General features: G+C 51.7%; 21 protein-coding genes and 1 tRNA gene. 14 read left to right on the top strand and 8 right to left on the bottom strand.

Going from position 1 to position 18,844, the window contains the following annotated elements:
* Positions 1-71 precede the first annotated feature (71 nt).
* The 3 genes from ACR0B7_RS15185 (at position 72) to ACR0B7_RS15175 (ending at position 2,615) form a co-directional block, all read left to right on the top strand.
* Positions 72-896 carry a hypothetical protein gene (locus ACR0B7_RS15185; RefSeq protein ID WP_170408651.1) on the top strand — a complete coding sequence of 275 codons (825 nt, stop codon included), beginning with the start codon at positions 72-74 and terminating at the stop codon, positions 894-896.
* A gap of 426 nt (positions 897-1,322) precedes the next feature.
* Positions 1,323-1,529 carry a cold-shock protein gene (locus tag ACR0B7_RS15180; RefSeq protein ID WP_480681895.1) on the top strand — a complete coding sequence of 69 codons (207 nt, stop codon included), beginning with the start codon at positions 1,323-1,325 and terminating at the stop codon, positions 1,527-1,529.
* A gap of 72 nt (positions 1,530-1,601) precedes the next feature.
* Positions 1,602-2,615 (top strand): fatty acid desaturase, encoded by a 1,014-nt coding sequence (locus tag ACR0B7_RS15175; RefSeq protein WP_174819312.1) that lies wholly within the window; start codon positions 1,602-1,604, stop codon positions 2,613-2,615.
* On the opposite strand, the gene ACR0B7_RS15170 is transcribed toward ACR0B7_RS15175, so the two are convergent.
* The 3 genes from ACR0B7_RS15170 to ACR0B7_RS15160 all read right to left on the bottom strand — a co-directional run bounded on the left by ACR0B7_RS15170 (position 2,607) and on the right by ACR0B7_RS15160 (position 4,591).
* The gene (locus ACR0B7_RS15170; protein ID WP_170353732.1) at positions 2,607-2,855 is read right to left on the bottom strand and encodes a ParB N-terminal domain-containing protein; all 249 of its coding nucleotides are present in this window, start codon (positions 2,853-2,855) and stop codon (positions 2,607-2,609) included. The two genes, ACR0B7_RS15175 and ACR0B7_RS15170, sit on opposite strands and share 9 nt — an antisense overlap.
* A 74-nt stretch (positions 2,856-2,929) precedes the next feature.
* The gene (locus ACR0B7_RS15165) at positions 2,930-3,619 is read right to left on the bottom strand and encodes a hypothetical protein (protein WP_170576851.1); all 690 of its coding nucleotides are present in this window, start codon (positions 3,617-3,619) and stop codon (positions 2,930-2,932) included.
* 183 nt (positions 3,620-3,802) lie between these two features.
* Complete coding sequence (locus ACR0B7_RS15160) at positions 3,803-4,591, bottom strand: hypothetical protein (RefSeq protein ID WP_170486079.1); 789 nt, start codon at positions 4,589-4,591, stop codon at positions 3,803-3,805.
* An 813-nt stretch (positions 4,592-5,404) separates the two neighbouring features.
* Between ACR0B7_RS15160 and ACR0B7_RS15155 the strand changes: the two genes are divergently transcribed.
* Positions 5,405-5,932: a hypothetical protein gene (locus ACR0B7_RS15155; RefSeq protein ID WP_170576852.1), complete on the top strand. Its 528-nt coding sequence runs from the start codon at positions 5,405-5,407 to the stop codon at positions 5,930-5,932.
* Between the two features lie 572 nt (positions 5,933-6,504).
* On the opposite strand, the gene ACR0B7_RS15150 is transcribed toward ACR0B7_RS15155, so the two are convergent.
* The 3 genes from ACR0B7_RS15150 to ACR0B7_RS15140 are packed head-to-tail and all read right to left on the bottom strand — an operon-like array spanning position 6,505 to position 12,234.
* On the bottom strand, positions 6,505-8,082 hold the full coding sequence (locus ACR0B7_RS15150) for a DUF2062 domain-containing protein (RefSeq protein ID WP_480681891.1): 1,578 nt from the start codon (positions 8,080-8,082) through the stop codon (positions 6,505-6,507).
* Positions 8,083-8,134: 52 nt separating this feature from the next.
* Entirely contained in the window at positions 8,135-9,760 is a 1,626-nt protein-coding gene (locus tag ACR0B7_RS15145) for a hypothetical protein (RefSeq protein ID WP_480681889.1), read from the bottom strand.
* Positions 9,757-12,234, bottom strand: a complete 2,478-nt coding sequence (locus tag ACR0B7_RS15140) for a phospholipase D-like domain-containing protein (protein WP_480681887.1) — start codon at positions 12,232-12,234, stop codon at positions 9,757-9,759. The genes ACR0B7_RS15145 and ACR0B7_RS15140 overlap by 4 nt, the downstream gene beginning before the upstream one ends.
* Positions 12,235-12,426: 192 nt before the next feature.
* Between ACR0B7_RS15140 and ACR0B7_RS15135 the strand changes: the two genes are divergently transcribed.
* Positions 12,427-13,902, top strand: coding sequence for a DUF2779 domain-containing protein (locus ACR0B7_RS15135; RefSeq protein WP_480681885.1), 1,476 nt, complete (start codon positions 12,427-12,429; stop codon positions 13,900-13,902).
* A gap of 85 nt (positions 13,903-13,987) precedes the next feature.
* Here the strand turns inward: ACR0B7_RS15135 and ACR0B7_RS15130 are convergent, their stop codons facing one another.
* Both ACR0B7_RS15130 and ACR0B7_RS15125 read right to left on the bottom strand, forming a co-directional pair.
* Complete coding sequence (locus ACR0B7_RS15130; protein WP_480681883.1) at positions 13,988-14,563, bottom strand: adenylate/guanylate cyclase domain-containing protein; 576 nt, start codon at positions 14,561-14,563, stop codon at positions 13,988-13,990.
* A 24-nt stretch (positions 14,564-14,587) separates the two neighbouring features.
* Positions 14,588-14,962 carry a nuclear transport factor 2 family protein gene (locus ACR0B7_RS15125; protein ID WP_480681881.1) on the bottom strand — a complete coding sequence of 125 codons (375 nt, stop codon included), beginning with the start codon at positions 14,960-14,962 and terminating at the stop codon, positions 14,588-14,590.
* Between the two features lie 465 nt (positions 14,963-15,427).
* Here ACR0B7_RS15125 and ACR0B7_RS15120 point away from each other — a divergent pair.
* The 9 genes from ACR0B7_RS15120 to ACR0B7_RS15080 all read left to right on the top strand — a co-directional run bounded on the left by ACR0B7_RS15120 (position 15,428) and on the right by ACR0B7_RS15080 (position 18,693).
* A tRNA-OTHER gene (locus tag ACR0B7_RS15120) sits at positions 15,428-15,521 on the top strand.
* Positions 15,522-15,540: 19 nt separating this feature from the next.
* Positions 15,541-16,047 carry a hypothetical protein gene (locus tag ACR0B7_RS15115; protein ID WP_171649018.1) on the top strand — a complete coding sequence of 169 codons (507 nt, stop codon included), beginning with the start codon at positions 15,541-15,543 and terminating at the stop codon, positions 16,045-16,047.
* Positions 16,047-16,226 (top strand): hypothetical protein, encoded by a 180-nt coding sequence (locus ACR0B7_RS15110; RefSeq protein WP_170428335.1) that lies wholly within the window; start codon positions 16,047-16,049, stop codon positions 16,224-16,226. The genes ACR0B7_RS15115 and ACR0B7_RS15110 overlap by 1 nt, the downstream gene beginning before the upstream one ends.
* 3 nt (positions 16,227-16,229) lie before the next feature.
* Positions 16,230-17,288, top strand: coding sequence for a hypothetical protein (locus ACR0B7_RS15105; RefSeq protein WP_480681878.1), 1,059 nt, complete (start codon positions 16,230-16,232; stop codon positions 17,286-17,288).
* Entirely contained in the window at positions 17,281-17,445 is a 165-nt protein-coding gene (locus tag ACR0B7_RS15100) for a hypothetical protein (protein WP_170334772.1), read from the top strand. Before ACR0B7_RS15105 ends, ACR0B7_RS15100 begins: the two co-directional genes overlap by 8 nt.
* Positions 17,438-17,590, top strand: a complete 153-nt coding sequence (locus ACR0B7_RS15095) for a hypothetical protein (protein WP_480681876.1) — start codon at positions 17,438-17,440, stop codon at positions 17,588-17,590. The genes ACR0B7_RS15100 and ACR0B7_RS15095 overlap by 8 nt, the downstream gene beginning before the upstream one ends.
* Positions 17,590-17,904: a hypothetical protein gene (locus ACR0B7_RS15090; RefSeq protein WP_170679181.1), complete on the top strand. Its 315-nt coding sequence runs from the start codon at positions 17,590-17,592 to the stop codon at positions 17,902-17,904. Before ACR0B7_RS15095 ends, ACR0B7_RS15090 begins: the two co-directional genes overlap by 1 nt.
* Complete coding sequence (locus tag ACR0B7_RS15085; RefSeq protein ID WP_480681874.1) at positions 17,904-18,092, top strand: hypothetical protein; 189 nt, start codon at positions 17,904-17,906, stop codon at positions 18,090-18,092. Before ACR0B7_RS15090 ends, ACR0B7_RS15085 begins: the two co-directional genes overlap by 1 nt.
* 4 nt (positions 18,093-18,096) lie before the next feature.
* On the top strand, positions 18,097-18,693 hold the full coding sequence (locus tag ACR0B7_RS15080; protein WP_170798955.1) for a hypothetical protein: 597 nt from the start codon (positions 18,097-18,099) through the stop codon (positions 18,691-18,693).
* Positions 18,694-18,844 lie beyond the last annotated feature (151 nt).

The following is an 18,844-nucleotide window of genomic DNA, read 5'->3' as shown; positions in this document are numbered from 1 at the left end:
TCATACGGGCTCTATACATGCATCCATTCGCATTGGCAATGGGCTCGATGCGAATAAAATGATTGCGACCGATGATGACTGAAGACGAATTTCAAGATTTGGCCAAAACTGAAAACTGGATTGCCCTCGGAGCGTGGCTGAATCGCGTTGTCCAAGACAGCCAAGCCTGCGGGTACGCGTTTCCGGACGATGCACTCCAAAGCGTTGCCGCTATTAGAGGCACAAAGCCTGCAAGCCTTCGCAATCCGATGTCCGCGGCGAAATGGTTAGAACAGAACCGACCCGATCTTTTTGAATCAAAGCCCGACTGGCTGGCCATGATGCAAGTTATTTTGCTTTCAAGGATAGATCGGTATGACCCTAGGAAATCCAAAGAGATAGCTGATGCCGTTCTTTCAGGGGAGTTATCTCAGGCGGAAACTAAGTCTATTCTTGATGAAGTTCGATTGGCGGAGAAGCCTGCGGTCGTGATTGCTAGAGGTGGTTTTGGCGGCCAGCGAAGAGCCCGAGACTTCGAAGTAAACGCAAAAATGCTTTTCAAACAGAACACTAGTGACATCTTCAATGTGGAAAATTTGACTGTTCGAGAAGGCAGAACGTTCGAGCCTCTTGCCACAGACTTAATCGTATACAAAGGCTCGGAGCCTTTTGCGGCGATTGAGATCAAAGGCCCGAGGAATAGAATTGATCCTGGCTACTTGATTGACCAACTGGCAAGAGCAGCACTTCTTTTGAGAAAGGTTCCTCAAGTACTATACGTTGTTCCTGAGCAATCTGAGTACAAACTGGGTGAACTTGTAGCGATACGAGACAAACTCGAAATCGAAGGAATTAAATTTGGGACATTGCCGGAGAAAAGTCGGCTCGCACCAAAAGATCTAAAAGTTCTGGGATGATGCACTCTCTAATGTTGGGTGTTATGCCGTGCGCGAAGGTCTGCAATGCGCAGAAAGCGGACTTTGCAAAGTCTCGCTAAGGCACCAAAACGGACGCTTATCGCTGTCTCGTATGCAGCAGGTTAATATCCCAAAAATGATCGTTAGTCTTCTGTGCCGCTGACCCAAGCCACCTTCAAGTTTGGATCGAAGAGCAACGGTTTCACCTCGACTTGCCTAGTTCTAAGCCAGACAGGCTCAAATTCTCTGTTGTCCGCCAAAGCATCAAGGCTTGTATCGTGCGTAGTCGAAGTCCATATACACGAGGCTTACGTTTTTCTTTTTCGACCTGCTGTCTCCCCAATTCGGCGTTCAGTCTTTCGATTCAGACCGACCACGCCGAGTCGCCGCAATGATGCGGGCGGCACGTATTAGGAGACTTCCACCATGGCAAATGGCACAGTAAAATGGTTCAACTCAACCAAAGGTTTTGGCTTTATCGAGCCTGAAGATGGCAAGCGCGACGTGTTCGTGCATATCTCAGCAGTTGAACGTTCCGGCCTTAGCGAATTGAAAGACGGCCAAAAGGTTACTTTTGACGTCGAGGCTGGCCGTGACGGACGCGAAAGCGCCGCCAATCTGACACTCGCCTGACCTTTTGCGGGCACCCCATAAGGGTGCCCGTTTGAACAATGGGCGACAATAGGCCGTCGGAGACCAAGTAAGTTGCAACCTAAAGACTGGACGCGGGTGCTCGCGCAATACCGTGTGCCCGATGCGAAGCGCAGTGTTTTTGAACTTGCGATCACTGTTTTCCCCTTATTCGCGCTATGGGCCCTAGCGTGGTTTGCGTTGTCATTTAGCGTCTGGATCGCAATATTGCTGGCCATCCTGAATGCCGCATTTCTGGTCCGTATCTTCATCATCATGCATGATTGTGGTCATGGATCTTTCTTTAGAAGCCGCAGCGCATGCAATTGGACTGGCCGGGTTCTGGGTGCTCTTACCGTTACACCTTATGACGTTTGGCGGCAAAGCCATGCGATTCACCATGCCTCAACCGGTAACCTTGATCGGCGTGGTATGGGTGACATCCCTACATTGACCATTGAGGAATACCTGAAACGGAATTGGTTCGGGCGTGCCGCGTATCGTCTGACCCGGAACCCCGTCTTCCTGTTCGGTGTTGCGCCGATCTATACGTTCTTTATTCAATACCGCTTACCTGTTGGCTTCATGCGGTCGGGCTGGCTGTATTGGGCAAGTGCGATGGGAACAAACGCCGCAATTGCAGGGTTCTTGGCTCTGATTTTATGGGCCGGAGGCTTTGAGGTGGTGGCGTGTGTTTTCCTGCCAACCGTGATTGTCGCATCATCGATTGGTATTTGGCTTTTCTACATTCAACACCAGTTCGAACACACGACCTGGGACCGGGAAGAGGGCTGGAACCTTCAGAACGCCGCGTTCTATGGTAGTTCTCACTATGCCTTGCCTGGCATCTTGCGGTGGTTCTCTGGCAACATTGGTGTGCACCATGTTCACCACCTCGCCAGCCGCATACCGTTCTATCGGCTAAACGAAGTTTTGCGTGACCATTCTGAGTTGGAAAACTGCCAGCGTATTACTCTATATCAGAGCCTTCATTGTGCGCGATTGCATCTTTGGGATGAAAAAAGTCAGCGCCTGATGACCTTTTCAGAGGCCTTGTCAAACGCCAATCCCAAAAAGAGCTTAGTGTAGTCTGGCGCGGACCAAATAGGCTTCAATAGTATCACCGCCGAGGGCGCGGATAGCCTCTAGTCGGTGAAGACCTTCAATCAGCACGAACCTTTTGTTGTCAGCGCGTATCTGGATCGGGGTCTTCTGGCCATTCTTCAGGATATCTTCGGCCAGCGTCAGAACTTTTTGTTGATCAAGCGTTTTCGCCCGTTTCACAGGTACATAGATCAGGTCGAGCGGATATGGTCTTTTCTCCAACATAAGCTACGTGAGCAACCTTTCGTGCATTTGTTCCGGTTCGAAGTTCGCTACAGGAGCTGGGGCTGTAACGTACGTCATAGAACCGAACGAACAGCGTCGCGCAGTTCCTGATGCATAATCCAAGTTGCTGGCTCGTCGTCACTTTCGATGTGAGAAAATGCCAGGACCTGAGCGGCGCCATCATTCTGTACCGATCCGCCTTCGGGAAGTTCGAGCTCTAGATACTCCGCAATCAATAGACCGATTTTCTTAAAGACCTTGATTGAGGCCTCGCGCGATTTGTAACCGGCCGCCTGAGACAAGTGACCAATGGTCAGACCGTCCTTGCCTGCGATTGTAAGTGCTTTGAGCAATGTGACCTGCGCGGCGGTGAGCCTGATCTGGCGTAATGCCTCTGCATATTCTCTTTCACTAGGAACGAAGGTGCCGGAGTTTCCCTCCAAACGGCGTTGACCGCTACGCTTTCTGTCTCGTTCTTCGAGAATTTCTTTTAAGGCCTCAATGGCCAATGCTGGTGTTTCTCCAACTGCGTCGGCAATCATTGCCTGCGTTTTAGCCGGCGGCTTGGGAAATGCCCGTGCAACACTATTGCCGCTCAGAACGCCAGCCTTAATCAAGTACTTTCCAAATTCTTCCTCAATCACTCCTGATACGTCAGCGTTCCGCGACTTACGAACACTGCGGTCCTGAAACGCTCTTTGTTCCAGACCATGAGCTGACATCTTTGAACTGGTAAGAGTTACTTTAGGGGCATTTTTACGCATCAGAGAAACACCACGGTAATTATCGCTGCAACGCACACTGCTGACGCAATAGATAACTTAATCCCATAGGACCGGCGACGCGCCTTTTCGGCTTTGAGACTTTTACTCAGGTTTTCGTTAATCGAGTTATAGTTCACGGCTTAGTCCTTCCGGATTTGTCAGGCGACTTTGGTTTCCGCTAACTTATTGTCGCGGCGCATTTTCGGTGCACTGGTCGTTCTGTCTCGTGAACGGCCGGTTACATTCCCAACCATCACCTCTTCGATTCAAATGAGCGTTTGAAGGGACAAGGATCGCAACGCACTTGTCCCGGTTTGCGCGAAAACCACGTTCGCATTTCCATCCGGAATAAGTTTCAGGCGCGAGGTATGCATGCTGTGGAACTGCCACAGGCTCACAGCCGCTATCCGCTGCCCTGTAACCTCTGATGCACACCCAACCATCCGCGCTGTTTTTGTCAGTCAGGCGGCCGTTGCGCGGGACATCTATCGCAACACAATCCTGGTTCTCTTTACGAAATCCCCAGTTGCAGTGTATTTCCTGCACGCCAAACCGGGTTTCGACGTATCCATTTTGAGGTGCCATCACTTCTTCACAGAGTTCTCCGACACGCTGGAACAGCCGATTGCACTCCCACTGATCTCCTGTTGATGTAAGATAGGCATTTTCAGGAACTCTTATTTCCTCACAGAGTTCTCCGACATTCTGAAAACCGTGATTGCATTCCCAACCGCTGCCATAGGTGCTACCCGTCAAAAATGCGTTTTCTGGTAAGTCTGTTCTTTGGCAGGATCCGTTCTTGTTTTCGAAACCTTCGTCACAAACAGACCCATCGGCATTGCCCGCGACCTGAGCAGGAAGCTGCGTTCCTGAGAGAAACACCAAAAGTATCGGGATCAAACAAAGAATGCAGCGAGCAAACACGATGAATGAATGGTCGACACGGAGCCTGAGACCTGATCTATCGGGCATCAAGCACGCAATTTAAGAGCCATGTGTTGTTCATACTGCGCCTTCTTTCATGGGTCACGCGATGACTGGAGCACGTCAGGTGACAGTTGCAAATGCTTGCGAGGAACGAGCTCATAGCGAAGACCCCAGCGGAACCCGTTCCTATGCTGAGGCACATGCTACAATTAGTCTGAAGGCCATTGGATTATCGTAACCGGCAGCATCGCGGCGGCGAGTAATTTTTTACCAATGCACTCTTGTCGTTCCTAGTCTGTGAAGAGTCAAGGACGCACGCTCGTCAAGAAGCGTGTGCTGCGGAATGGTCAATTTTTGAGACCGGCGAGTTATTAGGTGGTTAAGAGAATAACTGAGAGGCAAAATTCACTTTGGGGCAATTTAGGTTGACAATTCGTCTGTGAAATCGCCGGATTTCTTGGGCAACAATCTTGGAGGTGGTGAACGCTCGCCGCGCCAGCCTATTGCCGACACCGAACTAGGAGATTCGCAATTTCTATCGACAGTTTTGCGGACACTGAGATTGGAAAACACCTCGCCGACGCTGCACGTCGTTGCCGTATGGTTTTCTTCACTGGATTACCAGCGTCTGGAAAGTCATTTCTGTTGCGCCAGCAAATATCCATTTCGGTCTCGTTGGGACGACGCGTACATATCATGCGGTGGGATACAGGACTCGCGGCGTTTCAGACCGAAGACATACTCGCAAAGTACCCAGATGTTTCAGATGGAACTCATCCGTTGATCCGAAAGGCAGCCGGATTGTGGGGCCGGAGAGCCCTAGCGCGATGGCTGACAGAGACTACCGATCCCACTGACATGATTGTCGGTGAAGTCCCTATCATCGGAAACAGGTTTTCCGAGTTCATCCAGGCGCAGCCGGATCAGGTTGAACCAGCCTTAGCATCCGAGGCAACCACCTTCATCTATCCTGTTCCTACAAAGAGTTTGCGCGCCAATCTCGAAGCCATCCGAAGGTCTACGTTTGCGAACCCAAAACACCCTGATGAGGCCAGAGATGCGCCTCCATCGACAATGGAACTGGCTTGGCGTTTGACGTGTACCAAGGCCGCAGAATTGGGTTTGATCTCTGAAGCGGACAGTCATTCTCCGTACGAGGAGATGATTTATTTGCGGTTTTTTGAGCACCTACTGCAACATCGAAACGCCATTAGAATTGGGGTCGATACGATTTATTCAAATGCCGGATCAGCCCATGATCTGGATGCGAACGTCTTAGAACTCAGTGCTAGCTCAGACGAAGTAAAGTACGCAATCGCAGAGGTAGAGACTACCTTTACAGTCGATGCAGCCGCCCGAGAAGTTGAAAACTGGTATCGGGTGTAGCCTCGGACAAAGGTCTGTTCGGTTGGCATTTCGGAATTTGCAAAGCTTGGTTGCGAAGGTCCGCTTTGGGCTGGAAGCGGCCATCCGAAAACCTTCCCCGGCAATACGGCGATGGCGCGAAACAAGCAAAGAATGAGACCCGAAGATATGGAGCCTCGAACCAAGAAAGTTGAAGGTTAATGCGCCCAAAGTTTTGGGCTAAAAATGCAACTCTTTGGGCGAAATGCAAAGCTATGGGCGCACCTACAATCAGATGTAGGTGCGCTCATAACGCTGCATCGCCATCATTGATTTTGTTTAGAAAATTCGGGTGTCTTCGCCCATAACTTTACGCGACATTTGCGCATAACTTTGCAAGACTTGCCCAAAAAGTTGCACGCCCGCCCAAATCAGACTCTTGTCATACCACCGCCCTGAAAGGAATCAACTCTGGGATGCGGCTGGCCATTATTAAGTGCGTCTGGATTCGCAAGATGTAAGAAAGAGTTGCACCAAGTCTTCATTCGCCTCTCCCCTATCGGACCTCTAGCTCGAGGTCTCAAAAGCCAGTGGATCAGAAAAGTACTCAGATGCTAGATGACCAGCTGCACCAGCCCGGCAGCGCTTGCCGCGACAACCCCATCTTGGATGATTTTCTGTTTGGCCTCTGTCGAAAGAGCTTCGCCTTTCAACATTGATTTTGCATTGGCAGCAAGTGCCACCATTGCAGCCACCCCCATGCTGTCAACAATGCCAGCTTCGACTCGATCCGAGAGCTTGTTGAGAGTTGAAGAGGTGTCAGCTGTGAGCTCAGCATCGCTGAACCCGGACGACCGCCAATCTGGCGACGTTTTAGCGACTTCTCTGGTCACCAACACTTCGATGTCGCCGTACCTCTCATTGTGTTCTCGCACGTATGAAGCATAGCTGGTTGCCTTGAGTTGAACTTCGGATACATCACCGGTTAAAACATTTTCTATTCGGGCGTCAGCTCCAGCATGGTTGGTGTCGTTGAACAGCTCGACAATGTACTCATCGCCGTCGAGATTTTCCCGCCGCTGAAACGCCAGTTCGTGGTAAATTCCCTTCACATTGTTCTTGAGACCGGCAAGTTGCTCAACGGAAAGCCCCCGCACGTATTCAGACAGTTCAACTTCACTAGCTTCAGCGAGACTTCTATTCGACCGACGAAGCGCCTCGAGTACCAATTCCTCGTCATCCGAAAACGAAGACATGGTTTCAGACATCAGTTTCAAAACTGTAGCGGAAACAATTCCGGCAACTATTGGAGCCGCTGCCGACGATTTTCGTCTCGGCGGATATTGTTGATGCATCGTCGGCAAGGCGTCGAACAAATCAACCACTTCGGTCTTACGACCTTCAAGCCGCCTAAGCGGAATGTCTGGCCAATCTCCAACTTTCGAGATGCACACGTCCAGCTGTTCGAGCAAATCTTGCTTAAGATTCAGATGCAGGGCTCGAGCCGTAAGTGGATCCAATTTAGCGTCTTGCAACGCTCGCTCACGAAGAGCAGTTGCCAACATCAAACACGTTTCGACAAACTGCATTTCTTGCGGATCCAGAGACGTTTTCTTACGCCTCTTTCCTGTCCATTTTCTGACAAGCCGACGTGAACCAAAGTACGCGAGTGCACCTCCGGAGAAGGCCGCACCAAAAACGACCCACCCGCCAGCTGCGACGCTTCCGCCTATCCACGCTAACGCTGCGTTGTTGAAAGCCGCGCCAGAGAGAGACGAAATTGCTGTGCCTGTACTAGCCGTGCCAAGAACGGACGCGATAGAAAACAAACCTGCTGTTGTCCCCGCAGCCCCTAATTTTACTGAAAGCGCTCTTACAATCCTTGCCGAGGTTCCACGTTTCTCATTCAAAAGCGCATCAACGAGATCTTCTAGCGTGATTGTTGCCTTCTCAAAGAAGTTTTCTGGGGTGAACTTGGTATGTCGCAGCTCAAATTCAGCTAATTTTGCGGAGGCGTGATCCTTAACCACCATACCACCTCTCACAGCGAGCTTACCTGTATGGCGCCCCACAGGTTTGGCGATTGTCCAACCGGCTTTCCCGACAACTTTTGCTAAGAACAGCGTTGAACGTCCGGTTGCATTCGCAGCCCTCATTGAAAATGATGGCTTTTTTTTAGTTTTCTGGTTCAAGCCACACGCTCCTGATCGCTTGCTCGAAGTGGTGAAAGAAAAGCTACCTCAGTTAGTCTGATGAAGCTGAGCCGCCCTGACCTCGACTGGAAAGCGTGAATTTACTGCCATCCACCTGCATCAGATATCCAGCTTGTGCTGCCAACGACAAAAGCGTTGGCAATCGATCCTCCGTAACGTTTGGTCGCCACGGCCTACTCACCAAAGTTGAGAGGCCATTCTCCTCTATGGTTAGGCGAAGCCTCTGACTTTGACCGTCGAAACGATTTACAGCGGTCGCAAAGTGTTGGCTGATTACTAGCGCTTCGATGACATACTTGAATGCCGCCTCTATCGGCGCATCGCCCATAGCGACCAAACGATGCCTCAAGCTGGACAGCGAAAGCCGCTGAGGGCCGCCCAAAGAGAGCATTTTCTCATTTTGGTTTGGAGCGTCGGCGAACGCAGCGCAAAGCAAAACTCCCGTAAAGGCCGAGACTGCCATGTCGCGATCAATAGTACGAAGCTTTTCTTGGATTTCATCTATTAGAACAAAGGGGTTAGGGATAGCGGAATCGTGCACTGCCCCTAAGAAGCCACCGGCATTCGAGATCTGTTCTCCCAGTAGCTCCAAGGCCGCAGAAACACTGTTTTGAGCACTCAACTCGTTGTCTTTTGATTGCCACCCGTCGGCAAACTGCGTTGCCATTTGGTCGGTATCGCTATCGTGAGCCTCCAAAATCTGACTTTCGCACCAAGAAAGAAGGCTTTCCATTGAAAGGCGCTGGAGTTGCCTGAGTTGCAATGACAACCAACTGTCTCGAGCTTTGATCAAGTGTCCTGGCGGAAGATACGGCTCACCATTGGGCAGCACCGAAAGGGCCATGCCTTGTCGGATTTCACGCGGTGACAATGCGCTCGACGAAAGGCCTAAATGATGCATGATAAGCGCAAGTGTTGTGCTTCTCTTGTCGACTAGCCGGCTATCGTTGCCGACATCGTTTTCGGAGTAGAGGGCGGTTGAGAATACTTTACTTTCAGTACTAGAAACAGCCTCCGGCGCCCAGATCCTCCAAAGAGCAGTTGCGTCCTGTTCTGTTGCCACCGTCTGGTCGAGTGTGGCCAATATCCGCATGTATCTGTCCGCATCCTGGCGAACGATCTCATCAAAAGCCTCTGCCAAACGTTTCCCGGAAGGTGTCACACGGAAAAACCCCAGACGCCCTGGAATCGGGGCAAGAAAGCCAAGTCCTGTTACAGCCTTAGACGCAGGACCGTACCAAAGGGCCGCGATAAGACTGGTGCTACTTGGGATACGGTTCCAAGCACTAAAACTAAGTTCAACCTTCCCATCGCGTAGGCTAGGAGGTGGTGTTGCCCCTGTTCCAGGAATTCTCCCGGATGTCTCATGCAAGCTTGCGCCCCATGAGAACAAAATTTCGATCTTTTCTCTGAACTGATCGATGTCCTTGCGGGATGGCGCGTCAATGCCGGCGTCGCGGCACAGCTGAGGAAATTTCCAAAACACCCAAGACAACAGCGCGAATGGGCGTATGTAGTCTGTCACATTATTTAAGGACGGAATCATTTCCGCCATCATATCCAAATTCGTTTGCCGCAGACCAAGGAAATCGACACCGCTGTTCTCGCCATCTCTGGGCGGCAAAAAGAACGGTCCATTCGGTAGTGTGAGAGTCATGGGTTCAAGTCCAGAGAAAATTTCTTGCACTGGACACAATGACCAATACGTTCACTGGAAAACACGGCTTCTTCCTGCCTTGGAAACTTGGCGTAGCAAAATGAGCATGCAGCGAAGTTTTGAATCGCCTGTTTTACACGTTTCTCCCAACCAGCTCTGAGTAGCGATTTGTACAACGCTTGTCCGGAGGCCGAAGAAAACACCGGCCAGTTATCGGGTACGGTCTCCTCCAGATAACGCAGCTCCAGTGCTTCCGCCAACTGCTGGCGGCGGGTGCGCGTAGCAAGTACATCTATGAGAGACGCCTCCAAATCTAGTTCTGGCTCCCCTTGCGCAAGGGCTCCAGCAAAGCCAATTGTTATGTCGTCCACTAGGTTTGTCCGAGCTTGCTCCAAACTTACCGAGCCCTTGGCAAATCTTTCCAAGTCATCATGTAACCTGACAAGTTGGGCTGTATCTTCTGATGATTTGTCCAGCGCTGCACATATTGCGGTCCCGGTAACAAAATGTTGGGCAAGCATTCTGTCGTCTAACCAACCGGGAACGGACATATAGCTTGTGCGGTGCAGCCAATCTCCTAAAAATTCCAGCGCATCGTCACTATCGTCCAGACGGTGCAGCCTCATCCACATGCCGACCTCGAGCTTCAGGATGCATAGACCTGGGAGCTTTTCAGGTTGCTTGTTGCACTCTTCGACCATCTGATCCACAGCAGCTTCAAAGTCCCTCAAACCCAGCGTGTAGGCAAGTTTCTCCGATGTCTGTTTGTCAGATTCTGACGTTTCGTCTTCGGCCAAAATTGACGATGCCAAACCCTCGTTTGATGCGGTTGATTTGGACCTGCCGTGCCCAAGTATCATGCGTCTGACTCGCGCCAGAGCGTCGTCAAACTGATCACCCATTCCGAACTCGTGTCCGGATACCCCTATGTGATCCTCGTTCAATTCAGATGTGGGAGAAAGTGCATCAAGATGAACGCGCACCAGATCTGCGTCTAGCGGATCGGATGCACCCTTGGCGTCACTGTTTGTTGCAACTATCGGCAAGCTGAAGAGGCGTAAATGCTTTTCGGCAGAAATACTTAGGTAATCCAGTAGAGCTTGAATATCGTCGTCGTTTCCGTCACGACGCATCAAACGGCTGAGGGCACCGGCTGTCAGGCGTCGCCTGGCTCCGACGTTTAGAAGTAGTTCGTTGTGGACCCACCCGCGAGCCTCGCGGTCATCACAAAGCAGCGCGATTTGCAATGCGGGAAGTTCGGAAAAGGGCTCAAGTTTGGGATCAATTATCTCGAAGGTTCCATCCGGCGCGAGCTCTACTTCGCCCTCATGACCTAGCCCGTCCGCCTGAGTTAAGCGAAATCGCCAGTTTCCGTTCAAGTCTCGGAGGGTTATCAACTGTCCGACCAGTTTTTGTGGGTCGTGCCTGTCGAAACTGGCATGAACAATTTCGTTACTTCCGAGTCCTGATGGATATCGCTTGTTGGGCGCAAAGGCAGGTGGCTCACAAGATGACCAGTTCAGTAGTTGGTCGTCAGATTCTACGCGGCGAAGAACTCCCAGTTCGACATTGTCATTTGTGGTCAGGGCTTTTCGCGTTGCATTGAAGCTCCCAGTAAACACAAGGCTGCCAGCTGAGCAGTCGAACTCCATCCATTTCGCGTGCACGAAGCGATTGCCTTCAATTTCCGGTTTCGTTGGTGCGACAGGCGTCGGCCATGATTCAGCATCTTCAAATGGAAAAGGAGACTCCACATCGCCCGTTACCGCGATACCTCCACGAGTGGCACCAACGGAATTCAGCAAGCTTTGAACTGATTCTCCATCTGGATCATGGTAGGGTGAGACAATTCTCACCTCCGCACAGCCGCCGAGCTCTGAAGTTGCTTCGGACAACTGCTCAATTGCCGTCCGTTCCATTGGATGAATCAGTTGTAACGGCACAGCTTGGTCGCCCACACTCATGCTTGCCGCCTGACGAGCCCTTTGGGCGAAGTCATCTAGCCAAGCTCTATTCGGGATTCTGGCAAGCGGGTTGCTTCCGAGAGCTTCCAAAAACTCGGCAAAATCCCTAAACACCTCTGGGTTTTTTCGGGGCGTCAGGGCTTCAAAGACTTCGGCATTTTTTCCATGTCCCCCGAAAGTGATATTGCCGCTTCCAACGAGCAGCAAATGCTCTTCGTCATTGGCAAGGTAGATTGCTTTGGGATGGAATATGCCGTTTGGAAGCGCCACCGGAACAATGCGGTACTCTTGACCAACACGCATTGATCTTCGCTCGAGAAGTGAAGAACGATACCCTTGGGCGTCACAGACCAGCCAAGTATCATCGCATCCTTGTTGCAATAATTGTCTCAGAACTTCCGATTCAAAGTAACTCAGACTCAATGCGTAGGTGGTAAACAACGCGTGCTTCCACCGCTCAGATCCCAGGTAGTCAACAATGCGCAGACTGTCAGTGTTTTGTGTTTTCAAACTTTCCACCACCTATGGGTGTGTTCCTGAGTATGGCTACAATCTTGACCGCAGTCGGTCAAAGAAAATCCAAGACCTGGCAAGAATATCGCCAGAGGTTGTACCAACGAAGACTGGGGCTCAGAAAATCAACTTACCACCGTGTCGGCTGAAACTGTTTACTGATCGCATCAGTTCTGGAATGAACACTGTATGATGCTGTCCAAATCAGATTACATGATTTTTCTCAGGCACCCTGCCTGGCTTTGGATCAAAAAGCATGCCAGGCATCTGTTGCCGCCAATTGACCCTTCGTTGCAAGCACGCTTTGACGAGGGGCACGCGTTTGAGCCTTATGCAGAGGAGCTTTTTGGTGATCTCGTTCGCCTCGGTTTTTCAGATTTTTCAGAATACCAGGCTCTGCCCGCGCGTACTTTGGAGGCTTGGAGAAACGGTGCAAACGCAGTGGCGCAGGGACGCTATGAAGATGGAACCATAACTTGCATCTCCGACATCGTGAGCCGCAGTGATGATGGGTACGTTCTGACAGAGATCAAGAGCGGGACTTCTGCAAAGCCCGAGCACACTTTTGATCTCGCATTCCAGCGTGTCGTGCTTGAGGCGGCCGGGTTCCCCATTGCGCGCTGCGAAGTGGCACATTTGAACCGTGATTACGTCAGAAACGGCGAAATCAATCCGCAAGAGCTTGTCGGCATCACTGACATCACGGATGCGGTGACTGAGCAGCTCGAAAAAACACGCACGCGTATCGATCAGGCATTGAGCGTCGTTGCCAGCGGTACGATGCCTGATCCGTCCCCCGAACGTGCGCGCCTTAAATCCTATGGTGAATGGCTGGAGATCCGCGAAAAACTCGACCCACCTCTCGCGCATGACAGTATCCACCGCCTTCCGTTCATGAATGCGGAAAAAGCCTCGGAACTCATCGCAAATGGGATCACAAAGATTGACGAGATCAGTGATCCATCTGTGTTGGGCAAGTCGACACAGCGCTACTTGAGAGCAGTGGCGAACGGTGAACGCACAATCGATCATCAGGAGTTAAGCAGGTTTCTGAGCGAGATTGTCTATCCGGTTCACTATTTTGACTACGAGACATCTCAGAGTTTGCTGCCACCCTGGGACGGAACGCGTCCCTATCAGCAAGTGGCTTTCCAGTATTCCTTGCATATCCAGCATGAGCCTGGCGGAGAAATTGAGCACAGGGAGTATCTCCACCGAGACGCCAGTAACCCAATGCCAGCCTTGCTGAACAGGCTTCGTGAGGACATAGGAAACGTTGGCTCTGTAGTGGTTTGGTATGCTCCGTTCGAGAAATCGCGCAATACGGAAATGGCGGAAACTTATCCAGAGCATGCAGAGTTCCTGGAAGGCCTAAACGCCCGCGTTGTAGATCTTATGAAGCCGTTTGCAGATGAAGTGATCAACGATCCCGCGTTCAAGGGAAGCGCCTCTATCAAGGCCGTTCTTCCAGCGTTTTTGCCAGAACTTTCATACGATGATCTGGACATCAAAGAGGGGGCGAGCGCGTCTCGCCTTTGGAAGGACGTAACACTGACCGAACCGGATGATCCAGCGCGCGAGAAGGTCTATTCTGGTCTTGTGGCGTATTGCACGCGCGACACCTGGGCGATGGTCGCAATTCATCGGGAATTGCTGGCGATGTGAGGTGTCCCGCGAACCTCAAAACAACTGGCGGTACTGCTCCCCTACGAGACTAGGCGATTTGCCGGAGTTACGGCGCCCCCAAGACTTAATCTTGCCACTCCAACCGATACAAGACGTGGTGACCGCGTAGACCTTTCAGGAGTCTGGGTTCTATTTCAGAAAAAGAGAAATCGGTTCGTCCTCCGACCATGGCACGAGTCGCATCTGAAACGAGTATCTCGCCCGCCGCACCAACGGTCGTTATGCGTGACGCTTTGTTGACCACAGTGCCAAAAAAATCTCCACGAGATTGCACGACATCACCAGTATGAATCCCAATCCGGACACCGAAAGATGGCTCCTCGGAAGCCGATGCAATGGCCCCCTGAATCTTGATAGCGGCCGTTAGTGCTTCTTTCGCGGACGGAAAGACGGACAACGTTCCGTCTCCAAGGGATTTCACGAACTGGCCATGATACTTTTCGATGATCGCCGCCAAGACTTGGAAGTGGTTTTCGATCAGCACCGACCAACGCTGATCGCCCAACGCCTCCGCCAACGTTGTGCTGCCCTCCACATCAGTGAAAAGTACCGAAGCCAAACCTTCGGTTTGGACCAGCTCGGGTCCATCTTCACGCGCAGCATCCACCAGTTTTTGGATGGCCAGCTGTTCTTTACCCACGAGTTCAATATTTGGAGTGGGTACTTAAGCGTGGCGATTGATGATCTTCCAGGCCGCACCCTCCAAGACAAAAATCAGAACGGTGCGGTAAAAGACGGCTTCATCAAAGCCGACAAACTGAATCTTATGGACGAAGGATGACCATCCCGTTTCTCCGTTTTCGAAGGCCTCAGCTTCAACTTCTTCGAAAACGACGGGTGCCGGGATCTCCGCAAAAAATCCGCTAACCCCATCGCGAACTGCTTGCCCGCTCCAAAACTCACCTTCGCCTGTGCCAACGAACCTTAGTTCATCTGCTTGCGACAGAAAATCCTGCAACTCGTCAGTATTCTTTTTGGTTCTGAGTATTTCATACCAACGCCTCGAAACCGCCAGCAGCTCAGGTGAGGAACGTATCATCACAAATGACTCGAGACGCTAAATGGAATGAGGCTTACAAGGTCTTGCAACCGGGATCTCCATTTTTCGAAAGATGCAGGTCAATGCTGCCGCTGACGTTTGGTCAGATCAAGACTTTTGTATTTCTCCAGAACACAGCGCGTCAGACGCAGATCAAAAGACGCGCGTCGGTTCAGAGCGAACTATCGACGGAGTTTCTGAGCTCGAGTCTGGATCACAGGGCATCGAATCGCTTCGCTGTCTGAGAACTACTCGACGCTGTACTGGCCCGCAAAATAGGATGCTTCATTCTTTTTGGCACACGCTAAGCTAGAAGGTTCCCAGAACTACGCGGTGAATTTCGAAGTGCAGCACGCTCCGTCTTGACATGGTTATGCGAACTGGTTCAGCTTGCGGTCATGACGTTCACACGCATCCACTGCCATCGAATATCGGCCTGAAGTCGATAACCCACGCGAAATCCGCGGGAGGCAGCATTGGTATGCGGGCGAGGCTTATATCCTTGTAATTGCTCCAGATTAGAGTGCACGAGTCGGTTCGATTCCGACGCCTCCTACCATTCTCAGGAGGAGTCCGACATGGCGGACGACGCGAAGAACACAATTGACTTCAACGATATCAAGCAATCGGTCGAGGAGAGCCTCGGACGAACACCCGAAGGCTGGTCCGGCTTGACCACAAAGCTCTTCACAGAGGTTAAGAAATACTGCGATCTGAAGGGTGCCACCTACCCTTTTGTCCTCCAGATCAAGGGGAAGCTGGGAGAGCTCCGCATCTACCACAGGTGTGATGATCGACACATCCAGTCGATGATCATCGCCACGATTGCACGAGCAAATCGTACCTGTGAGCGCTGCTCAAACGCTGCCGAGACCCAGCTGTTGGACGGCTGGTACACGACACTGTGTTGTTGGTGCGCGCATGATGTCGCGACCAAGCGCCATCCGAAACGGCACCGGCTATTTGGCGTTCGAAAAAAGCGTGTTCGAGATCGAATGACCTGCGGTGTCTGCGGATATTACGGCCAGATTGACCGAACGGATGACCGTAATCGGTGCCCCGCGTGCGTGAAGAAGGACTGGTGATGACCGCCGAACAACAAGTGATCTTCAATAAGATTATGGAAGACTACGATGATGAGGACTACGCCCGGAAGCTCATGAATACGAGCTCGCTGGCCACCGGTCATGTCCCGCCGATTGCCCTTTGCCAGATCTCGAGAGGGGTCTTCCATCTCAACAAGACCAAGTTCTGGAGAGTGTAACTGATGGGTGATGTCGAAAAGAGCTGGAAGGAATTCCGGGAAAAGGTCCGAGGTGTGATCGAGGACCATGGAGCGCCGGCTGATCTCCGCTCATTTGACGCCTGGTACGCCGAAGAGATGCGTTTGGTGATGGCGCACAACTACCCAGCTCCGCACGTCCTTGACGTCACATGGTCGACCGAGGGTCTGCATGTCGAGTGTGATGACCGCGAAGTGGTCGACCATATGATGACTGCTATGGCGCAGGTTTCACACGATCTCAAAGAGGCGCGCGCCCGGAGGTCAGTGATGAGCAGTGTTGTCGACTGGAATGATATTCATGGAAGCGTCTTCAAGCAGCTTGGTGAGTATCGTGCCGGGTGGGCGGAGCAGCTTACGCTTGCACTTGAGAAAGTGAAGAGGTTGATCGACGAGCAGCCCGACCTGTTTGGTGATGAACACCCGCCCATCGTTCAGATCAAACAGAAATGGGGAGGCTTGCGCGTCTATGAGGGCCCGGGCTGCAACCAGGCTACGAGTGAAGAGATTCAATGGCGTGTCGATCAGATTGAGCAAACCTGTGAAGGTTGTTCTAATTCTGCTCAACGCCAGAACATCGTTGGGTTTGTGACGACGCTTTGCAGCTGGTGCTACAATGATGCTCTGAGGCGGCGTTTTGAGGGCGCCGAAGAATCCTGGCCCGACAGCCTGAGGCTGGACGTTGTGGAAAACTATCCGGACCTCGTTTCCCCGGATTGCGCATCTCTTGTTCCTGCTGTCGGAAAGGGCTGGCTCGTCATGATTTCGCAAGCACTCCACAAGCTTTCCTTCAGTCAGGAATTCAGGGCACTGGACCCTGGAACTATTCAGATCTCGGATATTAAGAAAGGCCAGGATGGCCAGATTTCCATCGGTTTCAGTCGATACCACGATCTCATTCAGGAGTACGCTGACTGGATGGAATTTCGATGCGGTGTGACGTGTGAAGAGTGTGGCCACGTTGGTGACATCGTTCGGACAGCCGACAGGTCTCAAGTGCTCTGTTCTCACTGTTACTGTACTCGGGAGAAGTCTGATGGGTGATGATGACGACGTTGAGCTGGATGAACAAACCTTGCGTTTGCTTAGGCTTCGGGAGGCTGAAATTGCGGCCGGTCGAGCAAAACTTACCAAGCCGATTACCTCGGATGAGATCCGGTCGCGAAAGGTGCCTGATCCGAAGGGTAAGCCAGATGAGTGACGAGACTTCAGGAGAGGAAATCCCAATTTTCGTAATCTGCGAGACTTTGGTGAACGGCCAACTCCGAGCGATTGAAGGAAAAGAAATCACTGTAAAACCAAACAAGATCTTAGTCTTGGCGATCAGTGTCGAGGATGTTGAGTGATGACAGATGATTTTTCAGAAGAAGAGATCTTCGGGCGCCCGTTACAGGATGTTCCTCTGGATGCCTTGATCGCAGAGTTGCAAGCTCGTCGCAGAGAGGGTCCGGAGGTCTGGCTTGCATTGCGCAAAATGATTTTCGAGCAAATCGCCGATTTTGCACAGCGTCCGGCCGATGCGCCCAAATGGCGGGATGAATGGGTCAAAGAGAACACCTGGGATCTAGTGACTGACGACCATGATGTCGAGATCACTGATGGTAGCGGCAACGTGTTCGACGACCTCGGGATCGAAGACCCAAGGAAGAAGACTTGGTGATGGGGGCCGACCATTTCAGCTTGATCTTATCCGCCGTGATCATTGTCGCTTTGACGATCTACGTCAGACACATCGTCCACACTGCTGGAAAAGATCGCGAAGTCGATCCAGAGCGAGTGAAGAAGATCATGCGAGATCTGGACTACAGCCACCTGGACCGGGTGATGAACCTGCGAAGGAAGGGCTAGCGGGATGTTGAAGGTGGTTGTTTACGTCGCTGATCAAGAAGTCGCTCGAGCTGTAGCTGAGAACGATTCAGAGCTCGCGGACGTGTCTGATTACAATATTCGAATGAGCGAACGGGCCGCTGAACAGCTGGGCATTCAGGAAAAAGGCCTTGGCGGCCGGATTAAAGGCCACCCTCGAAATCAGACGGCCTGGGCGCTCGTCCGCAAGATCGCAGACCTTTGGCTTGCGGGGACTGGCGCGGGCGAAGAAGGCGTTGAGGCAGAGCTGCCGCTGATGATCCGCAAGTCTGTCCGCGAACTAGATGAGAGGGTCGAAAAGGAATCGAACCAGAGCGAAGATTGGAATGCTGTGATCAAGCAGATATCTGATGACGAACCGTATTCCCTGGGCTTCTACGCTGACAAATTTGAGTCGTGGACAGCGGACGAGATTGGAGCTCTTCGATGTGATGTGGTTGAGACAGCAACAGAGGAGGAACTAATGGCCGAGGTCGAATGCCGGCGAAGAGCTGGTCTACTGCCCAAGGAGGCCTCGAATGATGGATTCTCAGATCTGGTTGATGATCTCTGGGGCAAACTCGATACAGACCCAGACTATTAGTACAGCTTACCGTCGACGTTTTTGAATACGTCAAGTTACCGAAACCCATCGTCAACTTCCTAATCTGCGACCTGAGGAACGTCGCCTTCCAAGGCAATTTTTCTATATTGAGATCGAGGTTTTGAGGGTGACCGATGGCAAGCCACACATT

This window comes from Ruegeria sp. BB6 (genome assembly GCF_056539385.1).
Note: the sequence above shows the minus strand (reverse complement) of the source record. Positions and strands in the feature narration are given on the sequence as shown.

Excerpts from the sequence above, each read along its gene's own strand:
- ACR0B7_RS15185 (WP_170408651.1), top strand. The coding sequence starts at position 72 with ATGATGACTGAAGACGAATTTCAAGATTTGGCCAAAACTGAAAACTGG.
- ACR0B7_RS15180 (WP_480681895.1), top strand. The coding sequence starts at position 1,323 with ATGGCAAATGGCACAGTAAAATGGTTCAACTCAACCAAAGGTTTTGGC.
- ACR0B7_RS15170 (WP_170353732.1), bottom strand. The coding sequence starts at position 2,855 with ATGTTGGAGAAAAGACCATATCCGCTCGACCTGATCTATGTACCTGTG.
- ACR0B7_RS15165 (WP_170576851.1), bottom strand. The coding sequence starts at position 3,619 with ATGCGTAAAAATGCCCCTAAAGTAACTCTTACCAGTTCAAAGATGTCA.
- ACR0B7_RS15160 (WP_170486079.1), bottom strand. The coding sequence starts at position 4,591 with ATGCCCGATAGATCAGGTCTCAGGCTCCGTGTCGACCATTCATTCATC.
- ACR0B7_RS15155 (WP_170576852.1), top strand. The coding sequence starts at position 5,405 with ATGATTGTCGGTGAAGTCCCTATCATCGGAAACAGGTTTTCCGAGTTC.
- ACR0B7_RS15145 (WP_480681889.1), bottom strand. The coding sequence starts at position 9,760 with ATGACTCTCACACTACCGAATGGACCGTTCTTTTTGCCGCCCAGAGAT.
- ACR0B7_RS15135 (WP_480681885.1), top strand. The coding sequence starts at position 12,427 with ATGATGCTGTCCAAATCAGATTACATGATTTTTCTCAGGCACCCTGCC.
- ACR0B7_RS15125 (WP_480681881.1), bottom strand. The coding sequence starts at position 14,962 with ATGATACGTTCCTCACCTGAGCTGCTGGCGGTTTCGAGGCGTTGGTAT.
- ACR0B7_RS15115 (WP_171649018.1), top strand. The coding sequence starts at position 15,541 with ATGGCGGACGACGCGAAGAACACAATTGACTTCAACGATATCAAGCAA.
- ACR0B7_RS15110 (WP_170428335.1), top strand. The coding sequence starts at position 16,047 with ATGACCGCCGAACAACAAGTGATCTTCAATAAGATTATGGAAGACTAC.
- ACR0B7_RS15105 (WP_480681878.1), top strand. The coding sequence starts at position 16,230 with ATGGGTGATGTCGAAAAGAGCTGGAAGGAATTCCGGGAAAAGGTCCGA.
- ACR0B7_RS15100 (WP_170334772.1), top strand. The coding sequence starts at position 17,281 with ATGGGTGATGATGACGACGTTGAGCTGGATGAACAAACCTTGCGTTTG.
- ACR0B7_RS15095 (WP_480681876.1), top strand. The coding sequence starts at position 17,438 with ATGAGTGACGAGACTTCAGGAGAGGAAATCCCAATTTTCGTAATCTGC.
- ACR0B7_RS15090 (WP_170679181.1), top strand. The coding sequence starts at position 17,590 with ATGACAGATGATTTTTCAGAAGAAGAGATCTTCGGGCGCCCGTTACAG.
- ACR0B7_RS15085 (WP_480681874.1), top strand. The coding sequence starts at position 17,904 with ATGGGGGCCGACCATTTCAGCTTGATCTTATCCGCCGTGATCATTGTC.
- ACR0B7_RS15080 (WP_170798955.1), top strand. The coding sequence starts at position 18,097 with ATGTTGAAGGTGGTTGTTTACGTCGCTGATCAAGAAGTCGCTCGAGCT.